19 protein-coding genes are annotated in these 18,452 nt (G+C 26.5%); 8 read left to right on the top strand and 11 right to left on the bottom strand.

All coding sequences use genetic code 11. The annotated features are described in order from the left end of the window. Positions 1-110: 110 nt before the first annotated feature. The 8 genes from ABVS04_RS10760 to ABVS04_RS10725 form a co-directional block, all read right to left on the bottom strand. Positions 111-833: a hypothetical protein gene (locus ABVS04_RS10760; protein WP_368030736.1), complete on the bottom strand. Its 723-nt coding sequence runs from the start codon at positions 831-833 to the stop codon at positions 111-113. 23 nt (positions 834-856) lie between these two features. Further along, positions 857-1,648, bottom strand: coding sequence for a YihY/virulence factor BrkB family protein (locus ABVS04_RS10755; protein ID WP_368030735.1), 792 nt, complete (start codon positions 1,646-1,648; stop codon positions 857-859). 7 nt (positions 1,649-1,655) lie between these two features. Next, entirely contained in the window at positions 1,656-3,044 is a 1,389-nt protein-coding gene (locus ABVS04_RS10750; RefSeq protein ID WP_368030734.1) for an FAD-binding oxidoreductase, read from the bottom strand. Then, positions 3,041-4,048, bottom strand: a complete 1,008-nt coding sequence (locus ABVS04_RS10745) for a plasminogen-binding N-terminal domain-containing protein (RefSeq protein WP_368030733.1) — start codon at positions 4,046-4,048, stop codon at positions 3,041-3,043. The genes ABVS04_RS10750 and ABVS04_RS10745 overlap by 4 nt, the downstream gene beginning before the upstream one ends. A 12-nt stretch (positions 4,049-4,060) precedes the next feature. Next, the gene (gene bcp, locus ABVS04_RS10740; RefSeq protein ID WP_368030732.1) at positions 4,061-4,567 is read right to left on the bottom strand and encodes a thioredoxin-dependent thiol peroxidase; all 507 of its coding nucleotides are present in this window, start codon (positions 4,565-4,567) and stop codon (positions 4,061-4,063) included. Between the two features lie 16 nt (positions 4,568-4,583). Then, positions 4,584-5,294: a carboxy-S-adenosyl-L-methionine synthase CmoA gene (gene cmoA, locus ABVS04_RS10735; RefSeq protein WP_368030731.1), complete on the bottom strand. Its 711-nt coding sequence runs from the start codon at positions 5,292-5,294 to the stop codon at positions 4,584-4,586. A 65-nt stretch (positions 5,295-5,359) separates the two neighbouring features. Then, a complete protein-coding gene (locus ABVS04_RS10730; protein ID WP_368030730.1) occupies positions 5,360-6,196 on the bottom strand; it encodes a bifunctional riboflavin kinase/FAD synthetase in 837 nt (278 codons plus the stop codon). After that, on the bottom strand, positions 6,165-6,875 hold the full coding sequence (locus tag ABVS04_RS10725; RefSeq protein WP_368030729.1) for a TlyA family RNA methyltransferase: 711 nt from the start codon (positions 6,873-6,875) through the stop codon (positions 6,165-6,167). Before ABVS04_RS10725 ends, ABVS04_RS10730 begins: the two co-directional genes overlap by 32 nt. A 14-nt stretch (positions 6,876-6,889) precedes the next feature. Here ABVS04_RS10725 and ABVS04_RS10720 point away from each other — a divergent pair, with 14 nt between their 5' ends. Both ABVS04_RS10720 and ABVS04_RS10715 read left to right on the top strand, forming a co-directional pair. Beyond that, positions 6,890-7,462, top strand: a complete 573-nt coding sequence (locus ABVS04_RS10720; RefSeq protein WP_368030728.1) for a YigZ family protein — start codon at positions 6,890-6,892, stop codon at positions 7,460-7,462. A gap of 48 nt (positions 7,463-7,510) precedes the next feature. Then, positions 7,511-9,202 carry a type II secretion system protein GspD gene (locus ABVS04_RS10715; RefSeq protein WP_368030727.1) on the top strand — a complete coding sequence of 564 codons (1,692 nt, stop codon included), beginning with the start codon at positions 7,511-7,513 and terminating at the stop codon, positions 9,200-9,202. Positions 9,203-9,231: 29 nt separating this feature from the next. On the opposite strand, the gene ABVS04_RS10710 is transcribed toward ABVS04_RS10715, so the two are convergent. The 3 genes from ABVS04_RS10710 to murA all read right to left on the bottom strand — a co-directional run bounded on the left by ABVS04_RS10710 (position 9,232) and on the right by murA (position 12,324). Further along, positions 9,232-9,846 carry an HNH endonuclease gene (locus ABVS04_RS10710; RefSeq protein WP_368030726.1) on the bottom strand — a complete coding sequence of 205 codons (615 nt, stop codon included), beginning with the start codon at positions 9,844-9,846 and terminating at the stop codon, positions 9,232-9,234. A 13-nt stretch (positions 9,847-9,859) separates the two neighbouring features. Then, on the bottom strand, positions 9,860-10,954 hold the full coding sequence (locus tag ABVS04_RS10705) for a DUF5644 domain-containing protein (RefSeq protein ID WP_368030725.1): 1,095 nt from the start codon (positions 10,952-10,954) through the stop codon (positions 9,860-9,862). Positions 10,955-11,052: 98 nt separating this feature from the next. Then, the gene (gene murA / locus ABVS04_RS10700) at positions 11,053-12,324 is read right to left on the bottom strand and encodes a UDP-N-acetylglucosamine 1-carboxyvinyltransferase (RefSeq protein ID WP_368030724.1); all 1,272 of its coding nucleotides are present in this window, start codon (positions 12,322-12,324) and stop codon (positions 11,053-11,055) included. 127 nt (positions 12,325-12,451) lie between these two features. On the opposite strand from murA, the gene ABVS04_RS10695 reads away from it, so the two are divergent. The 6 genes from ABVS04_RS10695 to ribH are packed head-to-tail and all read left to right on the top strand — an operon-like array spanning position 12,452 to position 18,452. Then, on the top strand, positions 12,452-13,336 hold the full coding sequence (locus ABVS04_RS10695) for a DMT family transporter (RefSeq protein WP_368030723.1): 885 nt from the start codon (positions 12,452-12,454) through the stop codon (positions 13,334-13,336). 1 nt (position 13,337) lies between these two features. Continuing rightward, entirely contained in the window at positions 13,338-15,086 is a 1,749-nt protein-coding gene (locus tag ABVS04_RS10690; RefSeq protein ID WP_368030722.1) for a glutamate synthase-related protein, read from the top strand. After that, positions 15,073-15,450, top strand: coding sequence for a DUF6394 family protein (locus ABVS04_RS10685; protein WP_368030721.1), 378 nt, complete (start codon positions 15,073-15,075; stop codon positions 15,448-15,450). The genes ABVS04_RS10690 and ABVS04_RS10685 overlap by 14 nt, the downstream gene beginning before the upstream one ends. A gap of 14 nt (positions 15,451-15,464) precedes the next feature. Further along, on the top strand, positions 15,465-17,150 hold the full coding sequence (locus ABVS04_RS10680) for a TrkA family potassium uptake protein (RefSeq protein ID WP_368030720.1): 1,686 nt from the start codon (positions 15,465-15,467) through the stop codon (positions 17,148-17,150). Beyond that, complete coding sequence (gene kdsA / locus ABVS04_RS10675; RefSeq protein WP_368030719.1) at positions 17,151-17,951, top strand: 3-deoxy-8-phosphooctulonate synthase; 801 nt, start codon at positions 17,151-17,153, stop codon at positions 17,949-17,951. It begins immediately after the preceding gene. Between the two features lie 30 nt (positions 17,952-17,981). After that, on the top strand, positions 17,982-18,452 hold the full coding sequence (ribH, locus tag ABVS04_RS10670) for a 6,7-dimethyl-8-ribityllumazine synthase (RefSeq protein ID WP_368030718.1): 471 nt from the start codon (positions 17,982-17,984) through the stop codon (positions 18,450-18,452).

Below are 18,452 nucleotides of genomic sequence, written 5' to 3'. Positions count from 1 at the left end.
TTATACGGAGTTTTTATTCTTTAGCTTAGTTTGGTTGGAGTTTATTCTATTTAGGCGTTATGGGGCATTGTTTTTTGCTTTTGGGAATATTTATTTTATGTGTTTTTATTTTATAAAATTGCTATTTTATATTTTATATTTATTCCGTAGTTCTTTATTTCTTGTCTTCCTTCTGCATCATTTGCTTTTAATCCAATTTTATATATTAGATTACTTTTTTTTGTAATTTTTTGTTTTAAATAGATTGATGAATTTATATCTACATAATCTGCTACTGCATCTTGCCAATAAGATTCATTATAGTTATGAATTGAGTATTTTTCATTTAGCTTTCTATCTAGTTTAATATAACTTCTATATTCAGCTTTTTTCTTTACAGATTTTTTCAATATTTGACCAAAAGCATAATCTACTCCATATACATTTTTCCAAGTTTTGTTTGTTGTTAATTGAATAAATGGATTTATTTTATTATTTAATTTTAAACCTAATCTTGTTTTAAAATCTATGTTTTTATATGCTTTATCTTTAAAAGATATTCCAAAATTTATTAGTGAATTGTTATTTCTTAATGGTTTTTCAAATATATATTTTAATTCTCTTTCTCCTTGAGAATCAATTAATAGATTGAATTCATTATTTATTTTTGGTACTTTTGTAATTAAATTATTTTGTTTTTTATTTTGAGAATTTATAATCATAGGTTTTGCATATCTATTATTTTTATTTATTTTTATTAAAGCTGTTTCTAAATAGGTTAAATTATTATTTTCATTTGTATTTGAATAACAATTATTTGCAAAAAATAAGATTGGGATTAATAATTTATTCATTTTTATATTATACTTAAAAATTATTAATCTTTTTTTATAAGATATTTCATATTTAGTTTATGACACATTTTTATTCCATATAAATAAATAATCCAAGAAATATAAATCCAAAAGAACGTAAATAAAAGTGTAGCTAATGAACCATAGATAGTTGTATATGTTTTGTTATATACAACATAATAGACAAATAAATTTTTTGTTATGGATAAAACAACTAATGTAATGAATGATGAGATTAATGCAGCTTTATTATTTATAACTTTATTTACGCTCAATTTAAATAAGCTATAAAATATCAACCATGCAAATACATATGAAAATATATTATTTAATAGGTTATTATTATATATAGACATAATTATGTTTAATGCTATGAATAAAATTGGTAAAACTATTAAATATACAGAATAAAATAAAAAGGAAATGTGAATTGATTTTCTTTTCGCTTTATGTATTTTATTTACAATGTATTCATAATCTTTAAAAAACATAATAAATACAAATACCATGTAAACTGTACCTAATAATCCTAATTTATTTGAGTTTGATATATAGTTTTTTAGTGCATCAATTATTTCATTAGAGTGAGTTGGGTTAATTAAGCTAAAAATATATGAAGTTAAAATTTCTAAATAGTTTTCAAATTCTGAGAAATTTGAAATAAAAGCTATTAATAAAGCAATAATAGGAAGAATAGAAAAGATAGTAAAGAAACTTAAAGAAGCTGCATAATAAGTTGTATCATCATTAAAAAATGAATCTATAACTCTTAATACCTTCTTTAATAAACTCTCTTTATTATCTATTTCATTCATAGAATAATTATAATCCCATTTTAAATGGATTTAAAATATTATTTGGATCAAAAGCTTTTTTGATACTTCTAAATAAGTTCATTTCAGCATCAGTAAACGCAATATGCATAAATGGAGCTTTTGATGTTCCAATTCCATGCTCACCACTTAACGTCCCACCTAAATCAACTACATACTGAAAAATTTCTTCAATAGCTTTGTGTCCATCTTCCATCTCTTTTTCATTTGTTTTATCTTTTACCATTACATTTACGTGAATGTTTCCATCACCTGCATGTCCAAAACAAGGAACTTGGAAGCCATACTTTTCACCAATTTTATAAATACCATCAAGTGCAATAGGTAATTTACTTCTTGGAACCGAAATATCTTCATTTAATTTTTTAGTTCCATATATCATAGTTGCAGGACTTGCATTTCTTCTTGCGAACCAAAGTTTTTTACCTTCTTCTTCATCACGAGCTATTATAAATTCTGTTGAGCCATTAGCTGCAAAAGATTCTTTTAGTGTTTGAAGTTGTGAATCAATTTCTGCTAAAGAACTTGCATCAACATCTCCAACTAAAATTCCACCTGCATTATCAGGAAGTGAGATTTGCGGAAACTTTTGTTTTAATGCTTTAATTACAAGGGCATCTAAAAATTCCATAGCAACAGGATTAGCTCCAGCTGCAAGAGATTTAAATACAGCTGTCATTGCAGTATCAACGCTTGGGAAAACTCCCATGTAAGTTTGTTTAAATTTTGGTTTTGGAATTAATTTAAGTGTAATTTCTGTGATAATTGCTAAAGTTCCTTCACTTGCTATTAAAATACCAGCTGTGTTGTAACCTGCAACATCTTTGATAGTTTTTTTACCTGCAACTATAATATCTCCATTTGGTAAAACAGCTCTTAATGCCATTACATAATCTTTTGTAATACCATATTTAGCAGCTCTCATTCCACCTGCATTTTCACTTACATTTCCACCAAGTGTTGAATACTCTTCACTTGCTGGATCTGGAGGATAAAATAATCCAACTGCTTCAACTGCTTTTTGAAACTCCATATTTATAAGACCTGGTTGAACAACTCCCACCATATTTTCCATATCAATTTCAAGTAGCTTATTCATATGTCTCTCAAGTGAAAGAATAATTCCACCATTTGAAGGTAACGCTCCACCTGTAAATCCAGAACCAGCACCTCTTGGAACAATTACAATTTTATGCTCATTACAGTATTTTAAGATATCTGAAATATCCTGCTCATGTCTTGGAAAAACAACAGCATCAGGTTCAAATCTTGTTCTTGTAGCATCATAGCAAAATGCGATTAAGTGAGCTTTGTCACTTTTAACATTTTCACTACCTACAATAGATGTAACGTAATCTAAATGTTCTTGTTTAATCATTTTGTTAATCCTAAAATTTCTTGATAATATTCATTATAACTTAACACTTTTTTATCTTTAAAGAATAATAAGTCAGAAAATGAAAAATCAAGAATTGAAGCTTCAATTTCTTCTACTCTTGTATAAAATGGCATTTGAGATTCACTATTTTCATATGAAAGAGCATAGCTGTCTAAAATAGTAAATGTTTTTGTATCTAAAATATAAACTTTATTATTTAGTACAAAGAATATAGTTCCTAAGTTTTGCTCAATTGCAAATTCTTGAAAATCTTCTTTTGTTGGGAAAGGTTTATTATTTATTTTTAATTTCGCGGCTAGTATGTCTGAATGAATAAAGTTATTCAATTTGAAATTATTTCTTACTGTTTGAAATGTATCTTGAGTAGGAGTAATTAATAATGAAGAGTTATACATATAATTTAATACTAAAACATCACCTTTTTCAACCATTCTTTTGGTAGTTGGAAGTGCATCTTGCTTTAAATCGTCAAATTTAAAAAATTCTACTACAGAAGAGTTACTGTTTGAACTAATTACTTTTGCATTTGAAACTATTAATTTCTTATCATTATCATAAATATGAACAATAATTCCTGTTTGTCCTATAATTAAATTTCCAATATTTATTGTACTTTTATTATCATCTATATTTTCAATTTTTATTCCCATTGGCTTAACTGAGAAATTATTGTTTACATTGTATTTTGAGTCATTTGATGTATTTAATGCGATATTTTGATTGTCATTTTTTATTAGATAATAACTATAGTTAAATTTATTATCTATTGGTGTGATTTTTATATCTAAAACATTCCAGCCTTCTTTTTTCATTTGATTTAATGAAAGATTTCCATTACAAACACCACCATCTAAAGATACATTTTCAACTAAAGAAGGTTTCTCAACATTATTTTTAAAACATACAGTTTCTTGTGCAAGTAAATTACTTGACAGTAGGCATGTAGCACTAAGTAATAAAAGTTTATTAAATATTTTTGTCATCGTTATTCCTAATTATTTTGATTGTAATTCTTGAAGTTTTTCTCTTACTTCATCTACATGTAAAATTTCTATTTTTTCACCTTTTACACTTTTTTTCTTTCTAACAGAAACTTTTGGCCAAATTGCAGCCAATTTTCCATCAGGATTTATTATAAAAGTAGTTCTAACTACTCCCATAAACTCTTTCCCCATAAATTTTTTTAGTTGCCAAACTCCAAAATCTTCACACATTTTTTTATTTATATCAGATAATAATGTTATTGTTAAATCTTTTGAATCAATAAATTTTCTGTGTTTAGTTGTATCATCAGGACTAACTCCTAAGATAACCGCATCTAAATCATCAAAAAATGAGTGTTTATCAGTAAAATCACAAGCTTGGGTTGTACATCCAGGAGTTAAGTCTTTTGGATAAAAATATAAAACTATCCATTTCCCTTGTAAATCCCTTGAACAAATTTCAACATCATCTTGATTTGCCGCACAAAAACTAGGTGCAATATCGCCTATTTTTAACATATTATTAATCCTTAATCTATTTTTTTATTGCAATAAATGTAGCAAAATTAACCCATTTGAAAATCGTTTCACAATGGATAAATCCAGCATCTAGTATCATTTTTTTGTTTTCTTCTTCTGTGTATGGTATTAATACATTTTCTAAGGCTTCTCTTTTTTGAGATATTTCAAATTCTGAGTATCCTTGCGTTTTTTTAAATTCATAATATTCATCGATACTTTGTTTATTCAAAGTTGAGTTTGAAGATATTACTTTTTCACTAAAAATAAAAATACCTTTATCTTGCAGTGAATCATATATTTTTTTTACTAATTTTTCTCTTTGAAGAGGTCTTATAAATTGTAAAGTATAATTTGAAAGAATAAGTTTTGCATTATCATATGAAACATCATGCAAATCAGCATTTATAAGCTCAATATCAACACCAAAAGCTTTTGCTTTTTTAGAAGCTCTATTTAACATAGCTTCAGAGTTATCAACTCCAATTAATTTTAGTTTATTTTTACAGTGCTTGCTAAGTTCTATTAAAGTAGATGCAGTAGAACATCCTAAATCATATACTTTATCATTTTCTTCTAAAAAATTGCACGCAAAATTTATTGATAATCTTTGCATCTCCTTATAAAAAGGAACTGATCTATTTAACATATCGTCGAATACTGATGCAACTTCTTCATCAAATTCAAACTGTTTTATAATTGATTTTTTAAATACTTTATCTACCATGGTAGATATTTTATCTAAATGCATATTAATAAATATTAATAATTATAAATTTAATAAATATTTCTTTATTTAAAATAGTTTTTTGCTAATTCTATATCATTAAAAATTTGTTTTTTTAAGCCTTCAAAACTATCAAACTTTTTATTATCTCTGATTTTCTTATAAAATTTTATTTGAGTAGTATAATTGTCATTTGTAATATTTTTATCTAAAATATGTGTTTCAACCGCGTAAGATCCATCTGTTGTGACTCTATGTCCTAAAAAAGTTATTGAGTCATACTCTTTATTATCTAAAATGGTTTTTGTGATATAAACTCCTTCTTGTGGAAGTAAAAATTCATCTACTTTTAAATTTATTGTTGGTACAAAACTTTTAGTTCCTAATCCTTGTCCTTTTATTTGTTGACCATAAATCTTATACTCTTTTCCTAAGAGTTTATTTGCCATTTTTATATCGCCGTCTTTTATATATTGTCTTATTATTCTTGAATGAACAGGAATTTCATCTATTTTTATTTCATCTATTACTAGAACTTCTCCATTAAACAGTTCTTTTAATTTTTCTATACAATATTTTCTATTTTTACCAAAACAAAAATCAAAACCTACAACTATTTTTTTTAAATTTGGAAATTCTTCTTTTACAAGTTTAATAAATTCATCACCTTCAAGATGTCTAATATTTTCTAAAACATAATAATAAATAGGATAAATACTATATTCTTGTCTATATCTTTTGGGAGTTAGGTTTGCATAACCAGATTCTATTGATAAAATAGCACCATTTTCATCAAGATTTCTAAACAATTCTTGATGAGCACTGTGCATTCCATCAAATCCTCCAATAGCTATTGAAGTAATTGTATTTTTATTTACTAAAATAGAAGAGCTCTTCTTCATTTCCATCTTTTCCTTGTAGTTTACTCATTGATGAGTAGATTAATTTCCATTTTAAATTTTTTGTATACTCTAAAAACTTTTCTCTTGATTTAATAATGGCATTTTTATCTTTTACAACACCTTTTTTATCTCTTTTTACATTTGTTCCAACTTCAAATTGTGGTTTAAAAAGTATAATGATATCTTTTGAAGCCAAACGATTAATATCTTCAATTATATGTAAAATAGATATAAATGAAACATCACAAGTTACTATTTCAAAAATATCCTCACTTTTAAAATCTCTAATATCTGTATTTTCAAAAAAGTTTATTTTAGAATTATATTTGATTCTTTCATGAAGTTGATTTGATCCAACATCAACACAACTTACTTTTAAAACATTATTTTCAAGTAATATTTGTGTAAATCCACCCGTACTGCTTCCAATATCAAGGGCATTTTTATTTTCTAAAATAAGATTTGCTAACTCTTGTAAAAAATATTTTAGTTTATAAGCAGCTCTTGATACATAAAAATCATCTTCTAAAATCTCTATTTTATGATTTTGCTCAACATTAAAAGATGGTTTTGATATAATCACTCCATCAATTTTAACTTTTTCTGATTTTATTAATTCACAAGCTTTGTTTCTGCTTTGAATATTAAAGGTTTTTGTTAAATATAAATCCAATCTCATGGGGGCAATTATAGTTGAAGTTTGTTCAAAAAGAGTTTAGCTCTACTTTTGAAGAGAAAAAATCAAAATTCATAGCTTTTTTAATACCCTTTGAAATGTTTGATGATGTTATGATTAGACTTAAAAATGAGCATCCAAAAGCTAGACATTATGTATATGCCTATAGACATTTAAATGAGTTTGAACAAATAGTAGAAAATAGCAGTGATGATGGAGAACCAAAAGGTACAAGTGGAAAACCAAGCCTTGCTGTCTTAACTGGAAATGAGCTTATAAATACAGCTGTGATAATAGTGCGTTATTTTGGTGGAATAAAACTAGGAACCGGTGGATTAGTTAGAGCCTATAGTGATAGTGTAAATGAAGTTATAAAAATAAGTGAGTTTAAAGAGTATCAAAAACTAATAACAAAAACTTTAATATGTGATTATTCAGAATTATCAAAATTAGAGTATCTATTGGCTCAAGAAAATATAAATATAAAATCAAAAGAGTTTACAAATCAAATAAATTTACAAATTGAACTGACAATTGAGCAATTTGAAGAGCTTAAAGCTTTACTTTCAAGAAATATTTTAGTAATATAGTAACTTTTAATATTATTTAATTAAAAATAAATATAAAGGAGTTATTAAATGAAAATATTATTAGTGCTTTTTTTTATCATTTTTTTCAATTATAAGGTTAATGCCAATGATAAAATAAATATAAATTTTAAGGATCTAAAAATAACTGATTTAATTAAAATTACATCAAAAGTTATAAGTAAAAATATATTATTTACAGATGAGATAGAAGGAACTATTGATTTTATTCCTAACAAAGAAGTATCTAGAAATGAATTAATCAGAATATTAGATTTAGTATTAGAGAATAAAGGTTATGTATTAATTAGTGAGAAAGATATATTAAGAGTTGTAAAGTCTTCAATGTTGAAAAAAGAGAATTTAATCATAAAATTAAAAAATATAAATTCAAGTGATGCTAAAAAAAGTTTGGATTTAATTTCTCTTACAATGATGAATAATCAGGAAGAAAAAACAGTAATAATTGAGAATAAATATAGTAATTCTTTAGTATTAATTGGTCAAAAGAAAAATTTAGAAATATTATCTAAGCATATTAAATCAATTGACAATATAAATTTTTCAAAGAAAAAAGAAATTAGAATTTTCCCTTTAAAGAATGTAGAAGCCACAAATGTAATTAAAATTTTAGATGAAATCATTAATAAAAGGAAATTCATCAATTCTGCTGATAAACCTCTTTTTTCATTAGATATTGAATCAAATTCAATTATTATTATGGGCATTGATGATGAAATATCGAATATTGACAATTTAATAAGAGAGTTAGATAAAGAAAAAACTCAAGTATATGTTCAAGCTAGAATCATAGAAGTAAATGATGATTTAGTAAATAAAATTGGAGTTTCTTATGGAATTTTTGGAGCAAATGCAAGTAGTAATGTTTTATCTAGTTTTTCTTCAAGTTTGAATAATGGAGAAATTCCTTCTTTATTTATAGATGGTTTAACAATTCCTGATTTAACTTCTGGTTTAGCACTTGGTGCATCGTTAAATTTACTTAAGCAAAATGGAGCTTTGGATATTGTTTCAGAACCTTCTATATTAGCTATAAACAATAAAGAAAGTTCTATTTATGTTGGAGAAACTATTTCGATAAAAGTTTCTTCTAGTGTTACTGATGGGGGAACAATAAAAGAAAACTATGAAAGAGAAGATGTTGGATTAACACTAAAAGTTAAACCTAGAATTTCAAATGATACTAAAGTAACTTTAGAAATTGAAACAATTTTAGAAGGAGTAAAAACAACACAAACAATAAGTGGAAATGCAGATACATCAAAAAAACAAATAAAAACAACTACAATTTTGAACAATGGTGAAAGTGTAATTATTGGTGGCTTAATTGAAAATAAAATTGAATCTACAAACCAAAAAGTGCCTGTCTTAGGCGAAATTCCTTTATTTGGAGAATTGTTTAAGAATACTGTAAATAATACAGAAAAAAATAATTTAGTAGTTATAGTTACTCCATATTTAATACCAAAAACAAAAGATATAACTTTCGTTAGAAATAAATTGAGTGAACTTAAAAATTTAGAAGATAAATATTTAGCAGATAGTTTAGTAAGATTAAAAGAGGAATCATTAAAAAAGAAAATAGATGCAAGAGATAGAGAAAATAAAATAATTGCATTAAATGAAAAACTGAAAGAAGTAGAAAATATGGATAATAAAATTATTAAATATGATAGTAAAATGGAACATGAAAAAAGAGTTGCAGAGATATTAGGATATTAAAATTAATATTAGTATAATTTTTTAATTAATTAAGATTTCACATACATCATTAATGAATCATTTAAAGAAAGAGAAAATATCGTATTCTTTGGATTTGTAGAATTTATAATTTTATTACAATCAGAACATAAGATTATAATATTCTCAATATTGTAGCCTCCGCCATCTTTTATTTCATTTACAAAAGATGTGTAAGTTGCTTCTAAAGAGATTTTATTCCCACATCTATTACAGCTTTTTTCATCTCTTCTCCATGCTGCATCTTTTCTTTGAGACCAATCATTTGGATATTTTGGATTAGAGTTGGATTTTTCTATGTAGTTTATCCAAAGCTTATCATTAGATACACTGCCTTGTGTTTTTTTCTTATAATCATAGTTGAAAAATTGCTCTATAATATTTTCTACAATTAATGTTTCTCTTACTTTTAAATCTTGTTCATTTTGTGTTTTCTCAATTATTGAATAATCAAATTTTATTTTAGGGTGATGTTTTGCCATGTGTAGCTTTAAATCTTTTATGAAAAAAGAAAATCCATTATCACTGTATTTAAAAGTAAAAATCTTTTTTCTATAAATATATAAAGGTATTAAAGCAGCAATTAGTAAACTACCATAAATAATAAAATCTAATTCTAATCGCAAAATACTTCTTTCATTATATTATTTCTGGATTTATTTGATGTTTTTCTAATGTTTTCTTAACTTCATCATGATTTCCTGATGCTAGCTTTTGTAATTCATTTACATGAATAACGGGAAGTATAATCTCTCTCCCTGATATTTTTTCAATCTGTTTTCTATTGTAATCAAAGATATAAAAATCTTCTACTGTATCAACTAATAAAAAATCAGCATTTGTATCAAAAGCATCTAATAATATTGTAGAAGCTACACAATAAGTAATCTTTGGATTTTTATTAAATGTATTTTTTGCTAAATCAAGTTTTAGAGTATCAAGATTTAATATTTTTGCATTTAGTTTTTCTAGTAATTCAAGAGTTTTTTCATTATTTTTTGAAGGATAATAAGCAATATTAAAATCTTTGAAATCATGTTTTATCTCAATAGAATCTTCAAAAGTTCCGAAATCAATAATTAATGTTTTATTGATTCTAAAATTTTGTTTATCATTTTCTTCAAATAAATCTAGTTTTTTCTGAATATCTATAATTTTATTTTCTATAGTTAAATCAAAATCATAAATTCTATTTTCTAAACTAGTATGATATTGTGCTCCAATTTCTACTTCATTTAATGCATGAAGTATATAAGTTTCATATGCTGGTTTTCTCTCTATTAAATTATGTGCAAAAATTAGAACAGAATCTCCAATAAAATCACTATTGTAGTTTAAAGTATTTGAAGCATAATAATATTGTTTTAATTTTAAATAGTCTGCTTTGTCATCTTCATTAATAAATTCTTTTAGAATGTTTATTTTATCTTTAAAATCATTATCATCAATTAATAAATCATTATTTGCTCTTCTTATTGAAATAGGTTCAATAGTAAGCTCTTTTCCAAAATTCTGAATAAGTTCTTCTAAAGTAATAGATGCTTTTAGATAAACGCCATTTATAACTAAATCAAAATTTGTATTATCTTGGAATCCTAGTTTTGCAGTTTTATTTATAGTTTTTAATATATCTAAAATATTTTTTTCATTTTCTATTTTCAAAAAATGTTTTGTATAGTATGGTAAGTAGTCTGAGTTTTTATCAAATTTGAATAAAGAAATTTCTAGTTTCATAAATAGTAGCCTTTTTTATAATTAGTTAGATTTTATTTAATTTATACTTAAAAAAAATGATAAGTATCTGATTTTTATACTTATCATTAAAAAATGTCCTATTCCGTAAACCTTTTTACATCAGCACCAATTTTCGAAAGTTTCCCTTCAAGATTTTCATAACCCCTATCAAGATGATAGATTCTATGGATATTTGTCTCTCCTTGAGCAACTAATGCTGCTAAAACAAGAGCTGATGAGGCTCTTAAATCTGTAGCCATTACATCAGTTCCGTTTAGTGTTCCTTTTTTACCATTTATTGTTGCTGTGTTTCCATTTAAGTGAATATCAGCTCCTAGTCTTAAAAGTTCACTAACATGCATAAATCTATTTTCAAATAGTCTTTCATCTATTGTACTTGTTCCATTTGCTTGAGTTGCAAGTGCCATAAATTGAGCTTGCATATCAGTTGGAAATCCAGGATACTCTGTTGTAATGATATTTACAGGTTTAATTTCATTTGTAGGAAGAATTGTCACACTGTTTTCATCTTGTAAAACTTCAAAGTTCATCTCTTCAAGTTTAGAGATAATTGCCTCTAAATGTAATGGAACGACTTTATCAATTTTTAATTTTTGATTTCTAATAGCAGCTGCACACATATAGGTTCCAGCCTCAATTCTATCAGGAATAACGTCAAAAGGTTTTATATCTATTAGTTTTTGTCCTGTTCCTTCAATAATAATTTTTGAGGTTCCAATACCTTGAATATTTACACCTGAATTTGCTAATACTTCACAAAGTTGAACTATCTCAGGCTCTTTTGCTGCATTTATTATTGTAGTAGTTCCATGGGCAAGTGCAGCTGCCATTACTGTATTTTCAGTTCCACCAACTGTAACTTTATCAAATACAATTTTTGCACCTTTTAATCCATTTGGAGCAGTAGCTTTAATATATCCATGAAGAATTTCAATTTTTGCACCCATTTGCTCTAAAGCTTTTAAGTGTAAATCAACAGGTCTTTGACCAATTGCACAACCACCTGGAAGTGAAACTTCACAATGTCCAAATCTTGCAAGAATTGGTCCAAGAACCAAAATAGAGGCTCTCATTGTTTTTACAATGTCATATGTTGCTGTTGTATTATTTATAGCTGAAGTATTGATTTTTGCAGTATTTGTTTTTGCATCTTTTATAAAATCTCCACCAAGTTTTTTGATAAGTTTTAAAAATGTATTAATATCAACTACATTTGGTAAGTTTCCAATTGTAATTTCATTTTTTCCTAAAATAGTACAAGCAATTAAAGGAAGAGCTGCATTTTTAGCTCCTGATATTACTACGCTTCCAGAAATATCTTTCCCTCCAACAATTTTTAAGTATTCCATGTTACCCCTACAAATATTTATATAAAGTTATTATGATATCTAAAAGTAGCTTTAAAATGAAAAACCTTAATAATCTTTTTTTAATACTATTATAAATACAATTCTTTCTTAATAATGAAAGGATTTTATGGAAAATCAAGTAAATAAAGGTATTCAGTACATGCTTTTTGCCTCTGTAATGTTTGCATTTATGGGTGCTGCTGCAAAAGAACTTAGTGATTCAATGAGTTCGGTTGAAGTTGTTTTTTTTAGAAATATATTTGGAGTTTTTTTAATTTTAATATCGATATATAACTCTCCTTTAAAACAAATTGGCGGTAAATTTTGGTTATTAGTTTTTAGAGGTATGGCTGGATTTATTGCTTTATTATTTTTCTTTTATAATATATCAGAAATTTCTTTGGGAGAAGCAATGACTTTTTCAAAAACATCTACTATCTTTACAGCTATTTTGGCATATTTCTTATTAAAAGAAAAATTAGGAGTAAAAGGTTGGTTAGGTGTTTTTGTAGGTTTCATTGGAATTGTATTTATTACAGAATTTGATGGAAGTTCTTTAGAAAAAACCGATTATTTAGGAATCCTCTCTGGAGTAGGGGCTGCCCTTGCTTATACTTCTGTTAGAGAGCTTAGAAATTTTTATGATTCAAGAGCCATAGTTTTATCATTTATGACTATTGGTACAATCGGACCTTTGATTTTAATGATTATTTCAACTTTTTATTCAAATAAATCTTTAGACTTTATGTTAGGTACTTTTGTAATGCCTTTGGCAAGCGACTGGATATATATTATTTTATTGGGTGTTTTTGCTACATTAGCTCAAATTTATATGACAAAGGCATATTCTTTTGCAAAAGCTGGAATAATAGGAACGATATCTTATAGTAATATATTATTTTCTATTCTTTTAGGACTTATATTAGGAGATAACTTTCCTAGTATTTCAATAGTTTTTGGTATACTATTGATAGTTTTAAGTGGATTATTAGTATCAAGTAAAAAGGAATAAAATGGAGTTTTTAGAAAATTTTACGTTTTGGGAAGAGTTTTGGATTATTTTTGCAATTGTAATGATTGCTTGGTATGTTCATGATAAATATGTACAGAGGGATCATCAGTTACTTGTTAATTATCCGATTATAGGAAGATTAAGATATGTATTTGAAGAGGCAAGAGAACCTTTTAGACAATATTTTGGTGATGAAAAGTTTTATGAATCAAAAGATAAATTAGACTGGGTTTATAAAGCAGCTAGAGATTTACCCAATTATGCATCATTTTCTCCTTCTCAGCCTTTACCTAAGCCAAAGTTCATGATAAGACATGCAAATATTGTTTTAAATGATGATGAAGTTGAAGATAAATTTGAAGTAATTTTTGGTGAAAGAAGAAAAAAACCATATACAGCAAAGAGTATAATTGCTCGATCTGCTATGAGTGATGGTTCTATCTCTCCTGAGGGAACAAGAGCTTTTGTTCAAGGATCACAAATAGGTGGTTTTCCTATCAATTCAGGAGAAGGAGGAGTTACTTCTAATTTTTTTGTTACTCATGCTAAATATGATCCTTCTTATATGAAAATAGTAGATAGTACAGCTTTTAATAAAAAAATTAAACATTATGTCAAGTTTTTCTTTAATGGATCAACTGCTGCAGATGTTTATAGAAAGTTAGTTTTTAAAAATGATCCAGAAGCTGAAACCTATATCTTAGATATGAATAGTAAAGTTTTTTATAGACCAAATTGGGATGCACCATTAGAAAGTTTCCCAAAAGATGTTCCTTCCGATATGCCTGATATTGTTTTTCAGATTAGTTCAGGACTTTATGGAGCCAGAGATAAAGAAGGGAAATTTGATCCAGATAGATATCAAAAAGTTATGAGATTCTGTCAAATGACTGAAATTAAAATGGCTCAGGGTGCAAAGCAAACAGGTGGAAAACTTTCAGGTCATAAAGTAACTCCTGCTATTGCATATTATAGAAATGTTGAAGCATATAAAGATGTATTTTCTCCTAATAGATTTCCTTATGCAAACTCTATTGAAGAGTTATTTGATTTTATTGGAACCCTTCAAGAATTATCAGAGAAGCCTGTTGGTGTTAAAATAGTAATTTCTGATATCGAAAATATTGAACCATATGCAAAAGAGATTAAAAAAAGAATTGATGAGGGTAATGATGCTTATCCTGATTATATTACAGTAGATGCAGGAAGTGGTGGGAGTGCTACAGCTCCTATTGAAATGATGGAAAGGGTAGGGCTTAATGTTAGAGATTCAATCTATTTAGTAAATAAAGTCTTAACAGATTATGGAGTTAGAGATAAAGTAAGACTAGTTGCAAGTGGTAAGATTTTAACTCCTGATGATATTGTTATTATTATGAGTTTAGGTGCTGATTTTTTACAAATAGCAAGAGGTTTTATGATGAGTGCTGGATGTATACGAGCAAGATACTGTTCAGGAACTACAGGAAGAGATTGTCCTGTAGGACTTGCTACTCAAAATAAGAGCAAAAGAAGAAAATATTTTGTATTTAGACATGCTACTTATGTGGCAAATTATCATAAAAATCTTTTAAAAAATGTAAAAGGTTTATTAGCGATAATGGGACTTAAAAATATTAATCAGTTAAATAAACATAGATTATTATTTTTAGATAAAGATTCAAGAGTGCATGATAATATTGATGAAGTATTTAAAAGAAAATTAGATTTAGGAAAAGATTTGGAGGATGAATACCATGAATTTAGATAAGGTAATTTCAGGATTTTTTATAATCTTGGCAATGACTTTGAATTTTGGATTTTTTTATGGAGATATTCAATCGGTTGAAAGTCATAGTAAATATGAATTATTTGCAGCAATTATAATAAACTTAATTGCTACAATTTTAAAACTTGGAGATAAGACTCAGTTAGGTTCAGTGCTATTAGCAACTTCTTTAGTTGCTGATATTCAATTAATAACAGCAGCTGTTATTTGGACAGTAGCTGCTTATTCATCTACTGTTGATTCTTCAATTATGTCAGTTATTGTTTCTCTATCAGGTGGGGCACTATTGGCAAATGTAACTTCAGTGGCACTGTATGTTGGCGATACATTAAAATCAAAAAGATAGAATAGGGAAATATATTGAGAAATAATTCTTTATTTATAATATTACAAAAAATGAGAAAACCATTTTTAGTAATATTATTAACATATACTATTTCAATGATAGGATTTCTTTTAATACCTGGTATGGATAATAATGGAAATACTTATCATATGACCATATTTGATGCTTTTTATTTTATTTCATATACTGCAACTACCATAGGATTCGGAGAACTGCCTTATCCTTTTACTTATACTCAAAGAATTTGGGTAACTTTTTCAACATATTTAACTGTTTTAGGATGGTTTTATAGTATAGGTTCTTTACTTACTTTATTACAAGACAAATTATTTTTACAAGAAATTGAAAAAACAAAATTTTTAAGACAAATAAAAAATTTAAATGAAAAATTTATTGTTGTGCTTGGATATAATCAAATCACAAGAAAGATTATTACAAAAGCTCTTGCCCAAGGATTAAGAACAGTTGTAATAACAAAAGATAAAATGGAGATAAACAATCTACTTTTAGAAAATTTTACTCCAACAGTTCCTGTTTTATTTAGCGAAACTTATTCTGTGAAAGTTTTAGAAGCAGCAGGTCTTAATAAAAAGAATTGTAAGGCTATTGTTTCATTATTAGAAGATGATGCTTTAAATTTAAAAATAACATTAATAGCAAAAACTTTAAATAAAAACATAAAAGTAGCTGTAAAATCAACAACTACAAATCATACAGAAAATTTAAAAGATTTGAATGCTGAGGTTGTGATTAATCCATTTTCTATAATTTCATCTGAAATAAATATGGCCCTTTCTGCACCAAATTTATTTAAGCTTGAAAAATGGTTATATGGAATTGATGATTTAAATGCAACTTTACCAGTTTTTCCTAAAGGTCTTTATATTATTTGTGGATATGGAAGAATGGGAAGAAAGATTTTTGAAAAATTAACTGATACTAATGTAGAGGTTAAATTAATAGAATTAGATAAAAATAAAGATAAAAAATTCACTCCCGATGAAATATCCCATTTAGTTTTTGGGAATGCTGATGATAAAGAGTTATTAATAAATGTTGGAATAAAAGATGCTGTTACAATAATTGCAGCAACAGAGGATGATACAACTAATTTATCAATTCTAGCAACAGCAAAGAAATTAAATCCAGATATTGTAACAGTAGTTAGAGAAAATGATATCTTAGATGATTTTTTATTTAAGAATGCGAATATAAATCATATTTTTACTCCTTCTAAAATTTTAGTAAATAAAGTTACCAATGCATTGGTTAATCCACTAAGTGATAAGTTTCTAAAAATGATTATAAAAAAAGATAATGAATGGGCATCAAAACTTGTAACTAGACTTTTGAAAGAAATTGATGCAAAACCACTTTTGTTAGAAATAGAAATCAATGAAATATCAACTCCTCAAATTTTTAATTATTTGCAATTAGGAGAAATAGTATATTTAAGTTTATTAGGAATATCTTTACATAGTAGAGAACATAAAAATAATATTGTTCCTTTGTTACTTCAACGAGAAAATGATATAATATTAACCCCAGAGTGGGAAAATGATATTAAAATAGGTGATAAAATTTTATTAGCATGTGATAGTCATGCAAAAGATGATATAGAATATATTTGTCAAAATATTTATGAATTTTATTATGCAATAACAGGTAAAGAAAAACGAACAATTTTTAAAAGGAATTAAATGAAAATTTTAACAGGACCATGTGTACTAGAAGATAGAGATACAGTAATGAGAATTGCTGAAAAATTAAAACCATTAAGTGAAGATAAAAGAGTTGAATTTTATTTTAAAGCTTCATTTGATAAAGCAAATAGAACAAGTATAAGCTCATTTAGAGGGCCAGGACTTGAAGAGGGATTAAAAATATTTCAAGAAATAAAAGAGCAATTTGGATATAAAGTTGTAACTGACATACATGAGTCATATCAAGCAGCACCAGCTGGTGAAGTTATTGATATTTTACAAATCCCTGCATTTTTATGTAGACAAACAGATTTATTAGTAGCAGCTGCTAAAACACCTGCAACTATTAATATAAAAAAAGGTCAGTTTTTAGCAGCAGATGCAATGAAACACCCAGTTGAAAAAATATTAAATACAAGAGGGATAACAGAAGTTTCTTATGACTCTTCTGAAAAAGCTGGTGTTTGGCTTTGTGAAAGAGGAAATACTTTTGGATATGGAGCACTTGTAGTTGATATGAGAAATTTACTTTTATTAAAACAATACGCACCTGTAATCTTTGATGCAACTCATTCTGTTCAAATACCAAGCACAGGTGGAACAACAGGTGGAAACTCAACGTTTGTTCCATATATGGCAAAAGCAGCAGCTGCAGTTGGTGTTGATGGATTCTTTTTTGAAACACATGTTGATCCAAGTGTTGCAAAAAGCGATGGACCAAATATGCTTAAAATAGAAGATTTATATACAACAGTAAATGAAATTTTTGCAATACAAGAGGCATTAGGATATAATTAATCCTTACGCATATATTTTTAAAGGAAATAAATGAAAATTATTGAAGGTAATTTAAGACTAAAAGGTAGCGAAAAAGTTGCTATTATCAATGGAAGATTTAATCATATCATAACTGATAGATTAGTTGAAGGTGCAAGGGATGCATTTAAAAGACATGGTGGAAATGAAGATAATTTAGATTTAATCTTAGTTCCAGGTGCTTTTGAAATTCCTTTTGCTTTAGAAAAAGCATTAGCAAGTGGTAAATATGATGCTATTTGTTGTGTTGGTGCAGTAATCAGAGGGGCAACTCCTCATTTTGATTATATTTCAGCTGAAGCTACAAAAGGAATTGCAACTGTAGGAATTAAACATGGTAAACCTGTTGCAAATGGAGTTTTAACAACTGATACAATTGAGCAAGCAATTGAGAGAGCTGGTTCAAAAGTTGGGAATAAAGGTGCAGAAGCAATGGTTACCATTATTGAAATGCTAGATTTATACTCAGAAATGGAGAAGTAA

The organism is Arcobacter sp. s6 (genome assembly GCF_040884245.1).
Lineage (GTDB): Bacteria > Campylobacterota > Campylobacteria > Campylobacterales > Arcobacteraceae > Aliarcobacter.
The sequence above is the reverse complement of the archived record's forward strand: the minus strand, read 5'-3'. Positions and strand labels throughout refer to the sequence as shown.